At 72.1% G+C, this 14,692-nt stretch carries 12 protein-coding genes; 3 read left to right on the top strand and 9 right to left on the bottom strand.

What is annotated here, in order from left to right; translation table 11 throughout:
• Positions 1–6 precede the first annotated feature (6 nt).
• From BFV98_RS24920 to BFV98_RS24885, 8 genes are read right to left on the bottom strand one after another with little or no spacing between them, the layout of a single operon-like run.
• Positions 7–762: an SDR family NAD(P)-dependent oxidoreductase gene (locus tag BFV98_RS24920; protein ID WP_071097943.1), complete on the bottom strand. Its 756-nt coding sequence runs from the start codon at positions 760–762 to the stop codon at positions 7–9.
• Positions 759–1,583 (bottom strand): ATP-binding cassette domain-containing protein, encoded by an 825-nt coding sequence (locus BFV98_RS24915; RefSeq protein ID WP_013288205.1) that lies wholly within the window; start codon positions 1,581–1,583, stop codon positions 759–761. Before BFV98_RS24915 ends, BFV98_RS24920 begins: the two co-directional genes overlap by 4 nt.
• The gene (locus BFV98_RS24910; protein ID WP_235437303.1) at positions 1,580–2,566 is read right to left on the bottom strand and encodes an ABC transporter ATP-binding protein; all 987 of its coding nucleotides are present in this window, start codon (positions 2,564–2,566) and stop codon (positions 1,580–1,582) included. Before BFV98_RS24910 ends, BFV98_RS24915 begins: the two co-directional genes overlap by 4 nt.
• Positions 2,567–2,571: 5 nt before the next feature.
• Positions 2,572–3,456 carry an ABC transporter permease gene (locus BFV98_RS24905; protein ID WP_013288207.1) on the bottom strand — a complete coding sequence of 295 codons (885 nt, stop codon included), beginning with the start codon at positions 3,454–3,456 and terminating at the stop codon, positions 2,572–2,574.
• A complete protein-coding gene (locus tag BFV98_RS24900) occupies positions 3,453–4,397 on the bottom strand; it encodes an ABC transporter permease (RefSeq protein ID WP_013288208.1) in 945 nt (314 codons plus the stop codon). Before BFV98_RS24900 ends, BFV98_RS24905 begins: the two co-directional genes overlap by 4 nt.
• Before the next feature lie 22 nt (positions 4,398–4,419).
• Positions 4,420–5,862, bottom strand: coding sequence for an aldehyde dehydrogenase family protein (locus BFV98_RS24895; protein ID WP_071097941.1), 1,443 nt, complete (start codon positions 5,860–5,862; stop codon positions 4,420–4,422).
• Positions 5,859–7,103, bottom strand: coding sequence for a M20 family metallopeptidase (locus BFV98_RS24890; protein ID WP_071097939.1), 1,245 nt, complete (start codon positions 7,101–7,103; stop codon positions 5,859–5,861). The genes BFV98_RS24895 and BFV98_RS24890 overlap by 4 nt, the downstream gene beginning before the upstream one ends.
• A gap of 11 nt (positions 7,104–7,114) precedes the next feature.
• The gene (locus BFV98_RS24885) at positions 7,115–8,641 is read right to left on the bottom strand and encodes a PLP-dependent aminotransferase family protein (RefSeq protein ID WP_013288211.1); all 1,527 of its coding nucleotides are present in this window, start codon (positions 8,639–8,641) and stop codon (positions 7,115–7,117) included.
• A gap of 185 nt (positions 8,642–8,826) precedes the next feature.
• Between BFV98_RS24885 and BFV98_RS24880 the strand changes: the two genes are divergently transcribed.
• The 3 genes from BFV98_RS24880 to BFV98_RS24870 all read left to right on the top strand — a co-directional run bounded on the left by BFV98_RS24880 (position 8,827) and on the right by BFV98_RS24870 (position 12,527).
• A complete protein-coding gene (locus tag BFV98_RS24880; RefSeq protein WP_071097937.1) occupies positions 8,827–9,915 on the top strand; it encodes a 3-isopropylmalate dehydrogenase in 1,089 nt (362 codons plus the stop codon).
• A 7-nt stretch (positions 9,916–9,922) separates the two neighbouring features.
• Positions 9,923–10,885, top strand: coding sequence for a formylglycine-generating enzyme family protein (locus BFV98_RS24875; protein ID WP_071097935.1), 963 nt, complete (start codon positions 9,923–9,925; stop codon positions 10,883–10,885).
• A gap of 124 nt (positions 10,886–11,009) precedes the next feature.
• Positions 11,010–12,527 (top strand): ABC transporter substrate-binding protein, encoded by a 1,518-nt coding sequence (locus BFV98_RS24870; RefSeq protein ID WP_013288214.1) that lies wholly within the window; start codon positions 11,010–11,012, stop codon positions 12,525–12,527.
• 686 nt (positions 12,528–13,213) lie between these two features.
• On the opposite strand, the gene BFV98_RS24865 is transcribed toward BFV98_RS24870, so the two are convergent.
• Positions 13,214–14,686 carry a P1 family peptidase gene (locus BFV98_RS24865; protein ID WP_013288215.1) on the bottom strand — a complete coding sequence of 491 codons (1,473 nt, stop codon included), beginning with the start codon at positions 14,684–14,686 and terminating at the stop codon, positions 13,214–13,216.
• Positions 14,687–14,692 lie beyond the last annotated feature (6 nt).

The raw sequence follows: 14,692 nt of genomic DNA, 5'->3' as shown, positions 1-14,692 counted from the left end.
TACGCCTCAGCCGGCCGTCGTGCCGCCGTCGAGGACGAGCGTGTGGCCCGTGATCATGCGCGCCTCGTCGCTGGCGAGGAACACCACCGCGTCGGCGGAGTCGCGCGGCGTCGCCATGCGGCCCAGCGGGATCGACGCCCGGAAGTTCTCCCGCGCGCTGTCCGGCACGTCACCCATCCCACCGAGGAACGCCGAGAGCATCGGCGTCTCGGTCGCCGCCGGGGCGATCGCGTTGACCCGGACGCCGTGCGGCGCGAGTTCCAGCGCCAGCGCCTTCATCAGGCCGATGACGCCGTGCTTGGCGGCGGTGTACGGCGCGTACCGGGGGCGGGCGATGACGGCCTGGAGCGACGCGGTGAACACGATCGCGCCGCCACCGGCCTCGATCAGCGCGGGCGCGGCGGCCTGCGCGGTCCAGAACGCACCCTTGAGGTTCACGTCGACCACGCGGTCCAGCGTCGCCTGGTCCACCTCGTCCAGCGGGCCGGTGAACGGCGTACCGGCGTTTGCGTGCATGAGGTCGAGCCGGCCGAACCGCTCGACGGCGGTCTCGACGGCGGCGTGGCAGTCCTCGGCCCGGGTGACGTCGCAGGCCACGCCCACGACGGCGGACCCGAACCCGGCGGCCGCCTCGGCGGCGCGGTCGCCGTCGAGGTCGGCGATGACGACGCGGGCGCCCTCCTCGACGAGCCGGCCGACTGTGGCCAGTCCGATGCCGCTGGCGCCTCCGGTGACGACGGCGACGCGGTCAACCAACCTCATGTGCTGCTCCTGTTGAATCGGTCCAGGAGGTCGCCGCTCAGGGTGGGCACCGCGGACAGCAGCCTCTGGGTGTAGGGGTGCCGGGGGTCGGAGTAGATCGACTCGGTGTCACCCGTCTCGACGATCCGGCCCTGGTTCATCACCGCGATCCGGTCGCAGAGGTACCGGACGACGGACAGGTCGTGGGAGACCAGGATCAGGGTCAGCTTGAACTGTTCGGCCAGGTCGGTGAGCAGGTTGAGGATCTGCGCGCGCACCGAGACGTCGAGCGCGCTGACCGGCTCGTCCCCCACGATGACCTTCGGCCCGGCCGCGAGGGCGCGGGCGATGGCGATGCGCTGCCGCTGGCCGCCGGAGAACTGGTGCGGGTAGCGGGTCACCGCCTCCTCGGGCAGACCCACGGAGTGCATCAGCTCGGCGACGCGGGCCCGGTGGTCGCCGGGCAGGCGCAGCGCGCGCATCGGCTCCGCGATGATGTCCGCGACGCGCATGCGCGGGTTCAGCGACGACATCGGGTCCTGGAGCACCATCTGCACGTCGCGGCGCAGGAACCCGAGCCGCCGCTCCGGTACGCCGCTGATCCGCTGCCCCTGGTAGAACGCGGTGCCGGAGGTCGGCTGGTCGAGGGCCATGAGGATGCGCGACAGCGTGGACTTGCCGGAGCCGCTCTCCCCCACGATGCCGAACGCCTCGCCCTCGTGGACCTGCACGCTCACGCCGTCGAGCGCGCGGATCGGCCGGCCCGGCGTACGCAGCGACCGCCGCGGGGCGCGGTACTCGCGCACCACGTCGACGGCTTCCAGCAACGGGGTGGTGGTCATGCGCTGGCCTTCCCGCTTCCTAGGGGCTGGTCGCTCTCGATCGGGTGGTGACAGGCCGCCCGCTGGGTGCTGCCGGGCGGCGCCGTCAGCAGCGGCACCGTGCCGCAGACGTCGTCGGCGCGCGGGCAGCGGTTGCGGTACACGCAGCCGGTGGGGAACGACCCGAGCGACGGGACGCGGCCCGGGATGGTGGACAGCCGGCCGCTCCCGTCGGTGCTCTCCAGCACCGTGGACGCCCGCAGGCCCGCCGTGTACGGGTGCCGGGGCGAGTCGAACACCGTCGCCACGTCGCCGTGCTCGACGATCGAGCCGCCGTACATGACGAGCAGTTCCTCGCAGATGCTCGCGACCACCGGCAGGTCGTGCGTGATGAGCAGCAGCGACGCGCCCTCCTCGCGCACCAGCGTGTCCATCAACCGCAGCATCTCCGCCTGCACCGTGACGTCCAGCGCCGTGGTGGGCTCGTCCGCGATCAGCACGGCGGGGTCGCACGCCAGCGCGATGGCCAGGACGACGCGCTGGCGCTGGCCGCCGGAGAGCTGGTGCGGGTACTTGCGCGCGGTGCGGTCGGGCTCGGGCAGCTGGACCCGTTCGAGCAGTTCGACGGCCCGGGCGGAGGCCGCCGCGCGGCTCATCCCCTTGTGCAGCCGCAGCGACTCGGCGACCTGGTTGCCGACCCGCATCAGCGGGTTGAGCGCCGTCATCGGCTCCTGGAACACCATGGCGATGTCGTTGCCGCGGACCGCGCACATCTGCTTGTCGGACAGGTCGAGCAGGTTACGGCCGTTCAGCAGCACCCGGCCGGACGCTGTCACGCCGTGGGGCAGCAGGCCCATCAGCGCGAGCGCGGTCAGGGACTTGCCGCAGCCGGACTCGCCGATGAGTCCCATCCGGCGGCCCGGCCCGATCTCGAACGAGACGCCCTTGACGGCCTGGATGTCGTGGACCTCGACGACGAGGTCCTCCACCACGAGCCCGCTCACGCCGCTCACCGTCCTCTCAGCCGCGGGTCGAGGGCGTCGCGCAACCCGTCGCCCATGAGGTTGAAGCCGAGCACCGACAGGGCGATGGCCAGACCGGGCCAGACGGCGAGCATCGGCTGCACGACGAAGTAGTTCTGGGCCTCCTGGAGCATCCGTCCCCAGGTGGGGGTCGGTGGCGGGGTGCCGTACCCGAGGTAGGACAGCGCCGCCTCGGCGAGCACCGCGTGCGCGAACGACACCGACGCCTGCACGATGAGCAGGGCCGCGATGTTCGGCAGCACGTACCGGACCATGAGCACCACGCCCCGGCGGCCGTAGCTGCGCGCGGCGAGCACGAAGTCGCTCTGCAGCACCTGCATCGCGCCGGCCCGGGTGAGACGGCCGAACACCGGCACGTTCGCGACGCCGATCGCGATCATGCCGGTGAGCGTGGAGGCGCCGAAGCCGGCGGCCAGGATGATCGCCAGCAGGATGGCCGGGAACGCGAACACGATGTCCAGCGCCCGCATCACCGGCTCGCTGAGCCAGCGGTGCCCGGTGGCGGCGAGCAGACCCAGCGGTACGCCGACGGCGGCGGCGATCGCGACGGCGACCACACCGACGAACAGTGTGGTCCGCGCGCCGACGAGGAGCTGGCTGACGATGTCCCGGCCGAAGTGGTCGGTGCCGAGCCAGTGGTCCCCGCCCGGGGACAGCAGCGTCTGCGACGGGTCGACCCGGGTGGGGTCGTACGGCGTCCAGAGGAACGACACCAGCGCGGTGAGGACGACCAGGCCCACCAGGCCGGCGCCGATCACCAGCGTGAGGTTCCAGCGGCGGCGCGGCTTGACGGGGCCGGCCGCGACGACGTCGGCGGTGGCGTCCGGTGGGGCGTCGGCGACTGATGTCATGCCTTGCTCCTCAGCCTGGGGTCGACCGCGTGGTACACCACGTCGACGACGAAGTTGATCAGAAGCACCGCGGCGGTCAGCACCATCACGGTGCCCTGCACCTTCAGCAGGTCGCGGTTGCCCACGTCCTGGAGCAGCATCCGGCCGAGACCGGGCAGGCCGAAGACGTTCTCGATCACGACGGTGCCGATGAGCAGCGTCGCGAGTTGCAGACCGAGGACCGTGATGACCGGGATGGCCGCGTTGCGCAGCGCGTGCCGGGTCAGCGCCTGCGAGCGGCTCAGCCCCTTGGCCCGCGCGGTCTGGATGAAGTCCTCCTGCATGACCTCGACCACAGCGGACCGGACGTAGCGCATCAGGATCGCGCCCTGGGCCACGCCGAGGACCAGCGCCGGCATCAGCAGGGCCTGCACGGCGCCGCCGACGTCGTCCCATCCGGTGAACCCGCCGGCGGGCAGCCACTGCAACTTCACCGCGAACACGGTGATGAGCAGGATGCCCAGCCAGAACGACGGCACGGCGATGCCGACCTGGCTCAGCGCCGACAGCGCCGTTCCGATCGCGGTACGGCTCTTCACCGCGGCGAGGATGCCCAGCGGTACGGCGATGAGCAGCGCCAGCGTCATCCCGGCCAGGATGAGCGGCACCGTCACGCCGAGCTTGTCGGCGATCTCCGAGCCGACCGACACCCCGCTGAGCGGCGAGATGCCGAAGTCACCGCGGATCAGGCCACCGGCCCATTCGAGGTACCGCTCGGTGAACGGCCGGTTCGTCCCGAACTGCTCCCGCAGCGCCTCCAGCGCCTCCGGGGTGGCGTTGACGCCGAGCATCGCCTGCGCCTGGTCGCCCGGCAGCAGCGCCAGCATCGTGAAGACGAGGATCGACGCGGCGAACAGCGATACCGCGAGGATGGCCAGCCGCCGGACGAAGTAGATCACCATGCGTGTGTGCTCCCACTCCGAGTCATGGCCTGATCATCACCATCTTGGTCACGGTCAGCTCCTCCATGGCGAAGCGCGGTCCCTCCCGGCCGATGCCGGAGTCCTTGACGCCGCCGTACGGCATGTTGTCGGCGCGGAAGCCGGGCACCTCGTTGACGAGCACGCCGCCGACGTCGAGACGGCGTACGACGTCCAGGGCGACAGCCAGGTCGCGGGTGAAGACGGCGGCCTGGAGCCCGTAGCGGGACCGGTTGACCAGCTCGACCGCCGCGTCCATGTCGGGCACCGACCGGACGCAGACCACCGGACCGAAGATCTCCTCCGCCCAGCACTCGGCGTCATCGGGGACGTCGACGAGCACAGTCGGTTGCAGCACCCGACCCTGCGCCGTACCACCGGCCAGGCAGCGCGCCCCGGCGGCGACCGCGCGGTCCACCCACGAGTGGACCCGCTCGGTGGACGCCTCGTCCACCAGGGCGGACACCCGGGTGTCGGCGGACCGGGGGTCGCCGGTGGTGACCGAGGCCAGCAGCGGCCGGAGGCGGTCCAGCAGCGCCTCCCGGACCGGCTCCTCGACGATCACCCGCTGCACGCTGATGCACGCCTGGCCGGAGGCGTAGAACCCGCCGCGTACGACGGCTTCGGCGGCCCGGTCGAGGTCGGCGTCGCGGCCGACGACGAGCGCCGCGTTGGACCCGAGTTCGAGCAGCACCTTGCGCGGGGCCGCGGCGCGGGCGATCTGGTGGCCGACGTGCGCCGACCCGGTGAACGACACGGCCGCGACGCCGGGGTGCGTGGTCAGGAGCTTGCCGACCTCGACGCCGCCGGTGACGAGCTGGACCCCGGCGGCCGGGCAGCCGGCCCGGCGGAACAGGTCGACCAGCACCAGCGTGGCCAGCGGCGTGTTCGGCGCCGGCTTGACGATCACCGGGCAGCCCGCCGCGACCGACGGCGCGACCTTGTGGGCGGCCAGGAGCAGCGGGTAGTTGAACCCGGTGATGCCGACGACGACACCGACCGGGCGGCGTACCCAGAAACCGAGCATGCCCTCGCCGGACGGCTGCATGTCCAGGGCCACCGTCTCGCCGGTCAGGTGCCCGACCTCCTCGGCGGCCGTCTCCAGCGTGACCAGCGTGCGGGCGACCTCGACCCGGCAGTCCACGAGCGGCTTGCCGGTCTCCAGGACCAGCAGCTCGGCCAGCGAGCCGGCGCGGGCGCGGACCTCGGCGGCGACTGCCGTCAGGATCGCGCGCCGCCGGTGGCCGGGCAGCCCGGCCATCTCCGCGGCGACCTCCTGCGCGGCTTCGACAGCCGCTTCCGCGTCGCCGGGGTCGCCCCACGGCGCCTGGGTGACGGTGCTGCCGTCGTACGGGAAGCGCACCGGCGCGGTCTGCGCGGTGCTGGTCCAGCCCGCGCCGATCGGCAGGCCGGCGGGCAGCGCGGTCAGCAGCTCCTGCGCGGTCACGACGCCGCACCCGCCCGGGCGCCGGTGGCCCCGGTGAGGAAGGCCAGGGCCGCCTCGGCGTAGACCTTCGTCTTACGGACGACGTCGTCGACCTCGACGTACTCGTCGGGCTGGTGGGCGATCCACTTCGGGCCGGGTCCGTACACCACGTTCGGGATGCCGCTGTCGCGCCACAGGATGGTGCCGTCGGTCGCGCCGGGCACGCCGCCGAAGACGGGCTCGGCGCCGGTGACGGCGCGGTGCGCCTCGGCCACGGCGAGCGAGACGGGGTGGTCCTCCGGGGTGACCGCGCACGGCCGGTCGTCGACGACCTCGACGGCGAAGGTGACGCCGTGCCTGGTGCCGATGGCGTCGGCGTCGGAGCGGACGCGCGCGGCGAGCGCGGCGTGGTCGACACCGGGTACGGTCCGGCAGTCCACGCCGAGGACGGCGCGGCCGGGGATGACGTTGAGCTGGTCGGCGGAGCCGGCGTCCAGGACCGTGGGGGTCAGGTACGTCAGGCCGAGGTGCTCGTGCTCACCCGGGTCGGCCTGCAGCTCCTTCTGGTACCGGCCGAGCGCGGCGACCAGCTCGGCCACCGCCGGTACGGGGTTGCGGCCGTGCTGCGGCATCGCGCCGTGCGCCATCTTGCCGGTGCAGGTGACCAGCAGCCGGACGGCGCCCTTGGCGACCGCGCAGATCTCCTCCGCCTCCGGCTCACAGATGATCGCGGCGTCCACCTCGCGGGCGAGCGCGGTGGTGGTGAAGTGCTTCGCCCCGAGCATCTGGCCCTCCTCGTCCACCAGGGCCGCCACCACGATCCGGCCCGGGAACGGCCCGGCCAGCTCGACGGCCCGGGTCGCGTGGATCATCGCGGCAACACCGGCCTTCATGTCGGCGGAGCCGCGACCGTACAGCCGCCCGTCGACGATGTCGCCGCCGAACGGGTCGACGGTCCACTCCTCGGGAGCGCCCTCGGTGACGACGTCGGTGTGCCCCTCGAACATCAGCGTCGGGCCGGGCAGGCCGCCGTCCACCACCGCGACGACGTTGGGGCGCCCGGGGACGACCTCGGTGACCTCCGGCCGCCAGCCGAATCCCCGCATGACCTGCGCGACGAGTTCCGCCACGGGCTGCTCGCTACGCCCTCGGCCCGCGTCCCAGGTCGAGGGGATGCGGACCAGGTCCTGGGTGAGCGACACGACGGCTTGTTCGTCCACGAGATGGCCGGCGCGGAGGGAGGCGTGGGTGTCCGACGTCATGGCGTCGGAGGTTACGAACTCCGCCCTCGGAGGGGAACGTCCAGTTTCCGGGTCGGTGGGGGTACCAGCCGTGGCCGGACCTGGTCTTCTACGGCCGCGGCGACCCGCCGCACCCCCTCCTCGATGCGGTCCAGCGGCATCACCTGGTACCCCAGGCGCAGGTGGTGACGCGGGGCGGGCCGGGTCGCCCAGTACGGCGCGCCGGGGTCCAGCAGGACGCCCTGCCGGCGCAACTCCCGGGCCAGTTCTCCGGCGTCCAGCCCCGGCGGGCCGGTGATCCAGCGGGCCAGCCCGCCGCGCGGCACCGGCTGCGGTCCCCAGCGCACGTGCCGCTCGACCGCCCGCACCATCTCCTCGTACAGCCCCTGGTAGTGGGCGCGGACGCGGCGCACGTGGCGGGCCAGGTCCCGGCTGGCGATCATCTGCGCGAGGGCGCGCTGCATCGGGCCGGGCGGGTGACGCAGCACGTAGCGGGAGCGGGCCCGCATGGCGTCCACGAGCGCCGGGGACGCCACCACGTAGCCGAGCCGCAGCCCGGGTGCCAGCAGCTTGCTGAAGCTGCCGAGGTAGACCACGCGGTCCTCGTCGTCGAGCGCCCGCACCGCCACCGCGGGCATCCCCCGGAACGTCATTTCCGGGTCGTAGTCGTCCTCGATCACCACCGCGTCCGCCGCGCCGGCCCGGCGCAGCAGCTCCTCACGCCGGGACGCCGACATGGTCGCGCCGGTGGGGTACTGGTGGCTCGGCGTGACGTACACGAGCTGGGCGCCGTGCAGGTCCGCCGGCAGGTCCTCGACGACCAGGCCGTCCTCGTCGACCCGGCCGGGCACCACGTCGGCGCCGGCCATCTGCATGATCGTCCGGGCGTCCGGGTAGCCGGGGTCCTCGACGAGCACCACGCTGCCCGGCCGGACGAGGACGCTCGCCAGCAGGTGCAGCGCGTGCGTCGAACCCAGCGTGATCATCACCTGGTCCGGGTGGGCGGAGATGCCGCGCGCGGGCAGCACGTGCTCGCAGAGCTGACGCACCAGCTCCGGGTCGTCGGCCTGGCCGGCGTCCCCGATGACCCGGGACAGCCCGTCCTGCCGCAGCGCCTCACGCTGCGCCCGCTCCCACGCGCCGATCGGGAACATGGACGGGTCGGGCTGGCCGACCACGAACGGGAACGGCGCCCGCGCCCAGGCCGGATCCCGGTGCACCGGAGTGGGCGGCGGCTCCGGCAGCCGCGCCTCCCAGTCGATCGGCTGCATCGGCGAGCGGGCGGTCCGCCGCGCGGCCCGCATCCGCACCACCGCGTCGGAGGAGACGTAGAGACCGCGCCGCGGGACGGTCACGATCAGACCCTGCTCCATGAGCCGGTCGTACGCGGTCAGCACGGTGTTCCGGGAGACGCCGAGCGCCTCGGCCAGGCGGCGCGTGCTGGGCAGCGGGCCGTCGTCGTACTGCCCCGCGAGGATGGCGTCCTCGAGCCCGGTGATGATCTGCTCGTAGAGCGGAACCGTGCTCTGCGGGTTGACCGGCAGCAGGAAATCCGCCACCTCGACCTCCCACTCCCGCGGGGGTCTCGCCTCGTCCCGTCGTCGTACGCCCTGCACACGCCCTGTGCGTCCCGCTGGTACTAGCCTAGCCGGAGACCTGGACCTGTTGCGGAGGGCCCGTTCCCGCCACGCTTGGCCGGGCGATGGCAGGTGACGGTCTCCTGCACGCGGACAGGGGTGGACTCATGAGCGCCCAGCGAATCGCGCTGGTGCCCGGCGACGGCATCGGACCGGAGGTCACCGCGCAGGCGGTCAAGGCGTGCGACGCCGCCGCCCGACGGTTCGGGATCGACCTGGTCTGGGAGGACTACGAACTCGGCGCGGACTACTGGCGGATAACCGGCCAGGTCGTGCCGCCGGACGTGGAACAGGAACTGGCCAAGGCGGACGCCATTCTCTTCGGGGCCGTCGGTGACCCGTCGGTGCCGCCCGGCGTGCTGGAACGCGGCCTGGTCATCCACCTGCGGACCGCGTTCGACCAGTACGTGAACCTGCGGCCGGTCAAGCTGCTGCCAGGCGTGCCCACGCCCATCGGCGGGCTCCGCCCGGAGCAGTGCGACCTGGTGATCCTGCGGGAGAACACCGAGGGCGCCTACGTCGGCGCCGGCGGCTTCATCCACCGGGGCGGGCCGGACGAGATCGCCACCCAGGAGTCGGTGAACACCCGCAAGGGCGTCGAACGCCTCATCCGGCACGGCTTCCGGCTGGCCCTGAGCCGCCGCAAGCACGTCACCCTGGTGCACAAGGCGAACATCCTCACGTACGCCGGCGACCTGTGGCAGCGGACCTTCGAGGAGGTCGCCGCGGAGTATCCGGACATCGAGGTGGACTACGTGCACGTCGACGCGATGTGCCTCTACCTGGTGACGCAGCCGGAGCGGTTCGACGTCGTGGTCACCGACAACCTGTTCGGCGACATCATCACCGACCTGGGCGCCGCCGTGCAGGGCGGTCTCGGCCTGGCCGCGAGCGGCAACCTCAACCCGACCGGGTCGGCGCCGAGCATGTTCGAGCCGGTGCACGGTTCCGCGCCGGACATCGCCGGCCGCGGCTGGGCCAACCCCGCGGGCTCGATCCTCAGCGCCGCGCTGATGCTGGAGCACCTGGGCCACCCCGAGGCGGCCCGCTGCCTGGAGGACGGGGTGAAGGCGGTGCTGCCGCGTCTGGGCGCCATGCGCGGGCCGGAGATGGGCATGTCGACCGAGGACTTCGGCGACGCGGTCGCCGCCGTCATCGGCGAGGGCGCGTACCAGGCGGACGCCCTGCCGGCGTGACACGGATGTGAGCACCGAACCGGTCGATCCGGGCGACGGCGGGGGCACTCCCCCGCCGTCGCCGTGTTGCGCGCCGCGACGCCCGCCCGCCGCCGCCGGCACCGGCGCCGCGGCGGGCGCGAGCGCCGTCCGCTCACCATTCCGGGGTACGGACGACCTGATCGCGCTGCCCGGCGGCACCTTCCTCATGGGCACCGACGACCCGGAGGGCTTCCCGGAGGACCTGGAGGGACCGGTCCGGCCGGTGGCTGTGGCCCCGTTCGCGATCGCCGCGACACCGGTGACGAACCGGCAGTTCGCCCGCTTCGTCGACGCCACCGGCTACCGCACGGACGCGGAACGGTACGGCTGGTCGTTCGTCTTCCACCTGTTGCTGGCGCCGTCCGCGCACCGGTACGTGCTGGACGCGTCGGTGCCGCAGGCGCCGTGGTGGCTGGCGGTCGAGGGAGCGCACTGGGCCGCCCCGGACGGGCCCGGTTCGGACGTACGCGGGCGCGAGCGGCACCCCGTCGTGCACGTCTCCCACCGGGACGCCGAGGCGTACTGCCTGTGGTCCGGCACCCGGTTGGCCACCGAGGCCGAGTGGGAGTACGCGGCGCGCGGCGGCCTGTCCCAGGCGCGCTACGCCTGGGGCGACGAGCTGACCCCGGACGGGCGGCACCTGTGCAACATCTGGCAGGGTGCCTTCCCTGCTGTCAACACCGCTGAAGACGGGTTCGCAGGCACCTCTCCGGTGACCGCGTTTCCGCCGAACGGCTACGGCCTGTACGACGTCGCGGGCAACGTTTGGGAACTCACGGCCGAACCCTGGCGCGACCGCCGCGGCCGTATCTCACCAGGTGAGAGCGTCATCAGGGGTGGTTCGTACCTGTGCCACGACTCTTATTGCAACCGTTACCGCGTGGCAGCACGGAGTCGGACCACCGTTGACTCCTCAAGTGGCAACACCGGGTTCCGCGTGGCGCGGTAGTCCGGCGCTGATTGGTACCTGCCGACCCCGCTGAACTGGCCCTTTTGCATCGGGTAGCACGCTCATAGTGTCCCGCCTCACAGGCTACGAGCGCCCTTGGCGTTCTTCGCGATGGGACACACGAATGAATCGGCTGAAGATAACGCTGCCCGCCGTGCTGCTCGCCACGGCGCTGGCTCTGACCGCGTGCAGTAGCGATGGTGACTCGGAGACCACCACCGGCGGTGGTTCCGGCAACGGTACGGTCACCCTCGGCGCCTACCTGGAGCCGGTGAGCCTCGACCTGACCGCCGAGGCCGGCGCCGCGATCCCGCAGGTCCTGCTCTACAACGTGTACGAGGGCCTGGTGCGCCAGAACGCCGGCACCGGCGAGGTGGAGCCGCTGCTGGCCAGCGAGTGGAAGGTGTCCGACGACGGCACCAAGTACTCGTTCAAGCTGCGCGACGGCGTGACCTTCCACGACGGCCAGAAGCTCACCGCGCAGGACGTGGTGTGGAGCTTCAAGCGGGTCACCGCCGAGGGCTCGACGAACCCGTTCAAGTCGCAGATGACAGTCGTGAAGACCGTCGAGGCGCCTGATGCCTCCACCGTGGACGTGACGCTGTCCCGGCCCAGCCAGAGCTGGCTGTTCGACGTCGCCGGCCGCGTCGGCGTGGTGCTCAAGGAGAACGCCACCGACCTGGGGACGAAGCCGAACGGCACCGGTCCGTTCAAGTTCGACAAGTGGAACCGCGGCGACAGCATCACGCTGGTGCGCAACGACGGCTACTGGGGTGAGAAGGCCAAGGTCGGCACCGCCGTCTTCCGGTACATCACCGACGCCAACGCGCTGAACAACGCGATGCTCTCCGGTCAGCTCGACATCGTGGCCAACATCCAGGCGCCGCAGCTGCTCGAGGTGTTCAAGGGCAACAAGCAGTTCGAGGTGGTCGAGGGCAAGACGACCGGTGAGGTCGTCCTGGCGATGAACAACGCCAAGGGCCCGCTGGCCGACGCCCGGGTGCGCCAGGCCATCCGCCACGCGATCGACCACGACGCGCTCATCAAGACCGTCTGGTCCGGGTACGGCACGAAGATCGGCAGCATGGTGCCGCCGAGCGACCCGTGGTACGAGGACCGCACCGGAGACTTCCCGCACGACCCCGCCAAGGCCAAGCAGCTGCTCGCCGAGGCCGGCCACGCCAACGGGCTCACCCTGACCATGGACGTCCCGCCGCCCGGCTACGCCCGCGCCTCCGCGCAGTTCGTCGCCTCGCAGCTCGCCGAGGTCGGCATCAAGGTGACCCAGAACAACGTCGAGATGCCGCAGTGGCTCGACAAGGTGCTCGGCAAGGCCAACTACGACCTGTCCATCATCGCCCACGTCGAGCCGCGTGACCTGGTCCGCTACAGCCAGCCGGAGTACTACTACCGCTACAAGAACCCGGCCGTCACGCAGCTCATGAACGAGGCCGACACGGCTCTGGACGCGGCGACCCGGGACAAGAAGTTCGCCGAGGCCGCGAAGGTCATCTCGCAGGAGGCCGCCAGCGACTGGCTGTTCCTGCTGCCGAACCTCGCGGTGATCCGCGACGGCGTCGAGGGTTACCCGAAGGACGCGGTGACCCAGTCCTTCGACGTCACCAAGGTGTCCAAGAAGTAGCCCAGCACCACGCACAGAAGGACCTGGTGGGCTCCCGCCCACCAGGTCCTTCCGTCATTCCCCCGCTCCCCCTCCCCGCTCCCCCTCCCCGCGATCTTGCACTTGCTGCCCCTGGTGCGGGGGATTTGACCCCGTTCGTCGGGACACCAAGTGCAAGATCGACGGTCCAGGAGGGCCGGGGTTGTCCGGGAGCCGTGGTCGGTGCGCAGTGGACTGTCGCAGTCGAGGTGTGTCGCCTCCGTGAAACCCTGCGCGCCCGGGGGCTCGGGGCGTCGACACAACGCACGGCCGAGTGAGGGCTGAACCGCGGGCGAACGCGTTCCACCCGCCCGACGACCACGCCCAGCCCTACGGTGTGGCCTCTGTGCTCTGCGCCAGCGCGACGCAACGAGCTGCCGAGGGCAGCTCGTTCCCGCTCCCTCGGCACACCGAAGGGCTGACGTGCTGCCAAGTGGCTCGGCTTTGAACGCCCTCCTCCGTCGATCTTGGAGTTGTGGCGCCTGGGATGCGCTGTATGCGAGCTGTGCGAGGTGCCACAACTCCAAGATAGACGGTCATACCGGGCGCGGACGATCCACCGGCCGGCGACCTGGGAACGACGCGAGGCGGGCCCCGTCCGGGTGGACGGAACCCGCCTCGATCGTCACGCGCCTACTGTGCCGGCGCGAGGTGAGACAGCGTGTGTGTCAGCTGAGCCGGGCGGACGGCGCCCGGCGGCGTCCCCGCAGGTGCATGCCCAGCAGGCCGACACCGAGGACGGCGGCGGCCAGCAGGCCCGTGGTCACGCCCGTCGAGAGCGTGGGGCCACCGGTGTTGCCGGAGGCGAGAACCATGCCGTTCTGCGACTCCTGACCGGCGTCGTTCGTGGTGTTGCCCGCCGGAGCGGCGTTCGGCTTGCCCTTGCCCTTGTCCTTGCCCTTGTCGGCACCGGCCGGCGCGGGGACCGGCGTCTGCTGCAGCGCCTGGGTCGCCTGGGCGAAGGTCTCCGGCGTCACGTCCGGGGCGTTGCCCTGCGTACGCCACTGCTTGAGCTGCTTCATGCCCTTGCAGGCCGAGGGGTAGCGGTCGCAGTAGCTGGTGGTGTTGCCGATGCTCTCGGACGAGAGGACCGCCTTCGCGATGGCACGGGCGAGCGTGCTGGCGCCGGCGTTGAAGATGGCGTTGAGCTGGCGGCTGTCGGCCGGGTCGTTGATCTGGAGCGCCTCGCCCTTGCCGGTGGACACCGCGAACACGGTGTCGCCGTCGCCGAGCGTGTGGATCGGGCTGATCGCGCGGGCCATGCCGTCGTGCGCGTTGCCGGACATGCGCTGCGCGGCGGCCTTCTCCAGCGGGGCGTTGGTGGCCACCACGGCGATCGTGGTGTTGGCCGGCTGCTCGGCGGCGGCGGCCGGCGGGGTCGGCGGGTTGCACTCCTTCTTCTTGGGAGCCTTGTACCCGGCGAACTCGTTGCCGATGCCGTACTTGACGCCGTACAGGGTGCAGTCGGCCGGGTCGACCGGGGAGCCGGCCGGGTTCACGATCACCATCGCGCCGACGTAGATACCGTCGCCGAGGTGGACGCTCGCGGTGCCGACGCCGCCGCGCATGCCGCCGCCACGGGCGCCGGTGCCGCCGCCGACGCCGCCCTGGCGAACGGGACCGTCCGAGGTGGCCTGTGCCGCGAGGTAACCCCACTCGGCGGAGGTGCGGGCCTTCGGGTCGCCGCCGCGGCCGAGGTCGAAGATGTCCGCGGCCGGCACGATCGGGGCCACGCCGCCGGCGCCGACGCGTACGCCCTCGCCCCGGTCCTCCAGCCAGCGGATGATGCCGTTGGTGGCCGACAGCCCGTACATGCTGCTGCCGCCGAGCTGGATCGCGTTGACGCCCGGGTTGGAGTTGAGCGGGCTGAGCAGGTCGGTCTCCTTGGTGGCGGGGGCGCCACCACGCTGGTCCACACTCGCCACGGACATCTGCGGCATGTAGACGACCGAGGTGCCGGTCAGGTACGGAGCGGTGTCGGACTGGACCTGGCCGACCTGGATGCCGGGAACGTCGGTGATGGCGTTGTGGGCACCCGGTGCGCCGGCGGCGGGGTTGGCCGACGCGGGCGACGCGACGAGCACGAGTCCCGGACAGACCAGGGCTGCCGCGGCGAGCGCGGCGAATCTGGACGACTTCATGCAGCT

Origin of the sequence: Micromonospora sp. WMMB235, assembly GCF_001855515.1 — a bacterium.
In the GTDB taxonomy this organism is placed as follows: domain Bacteria; phylum Actinomycetota; class Actinomycetes; order Mycobacteriales; family Micromonosporaceae; genus Micromonospora; species Micromonospora aurantiaca.
Note: the sequence above shows the minus strand (reverse complement) of the source record. Positions and strands in the feature narration are given on the sequence as shown.

Coding starts and splice junctions, on each gene's coding strand:
- BFV98_RS24920 (WP_071097943.1), bottom strand. CDS start 762: ATGAGGTTGGTTGACCGCGTCGCCGTCGTCACCGGAGGCGCCAGCGGC.
- BFV98_RS24915 (WP_013288205.1), bottom strand. CDS start 1,583: ATGACCACCACCCCGTTGCTGGAAGCCGTCGACGTGGTGCGCGAGTAC.
- BFV98_RS24905 (WP_013288207.1), bottom strand. CDS start 3,456: ATGACATCAGTCGCCGACGCCCCACCGGACGCCACCGCCGACGTCGTC.
- BFV98_RS24900 (WP_013288208.1), bottom strand. CDS start 4,397: ATGGTGATCTACTTCGTCCGGCGGCTGGCCATCCTCGCGGTATCGCTG.
- BFV98_RS24890 (WP_071097939.1), bottom strand. CDS start 7,103: ATGACGTCGGACACCCACGCCTCCCTCCGCGCCGGCCATCTCGTGGAC.
- BFV98_RS24880 (WP_071097937.1), top strand. CDS start 8,827: ATGAGCGCCCAGCGAATCGCGCTGGTGCCCGGCGACGGCATCGGACCG.
- BFV98_RS24870 (WP_013288214.1), top strand. CDS start 11,010: ATGAATCGGCTGAAGATAACGCTGCCCGCCGTGCTGCTCGCCACGGCG.
- BFV98_RS24865 (WP_013288215.1), bottom strand. CDS start 14,686: ATGAAGTCGTCCAGATTCGCCGCGCTCGCCGCGGCAGCCCTGGTCTGT.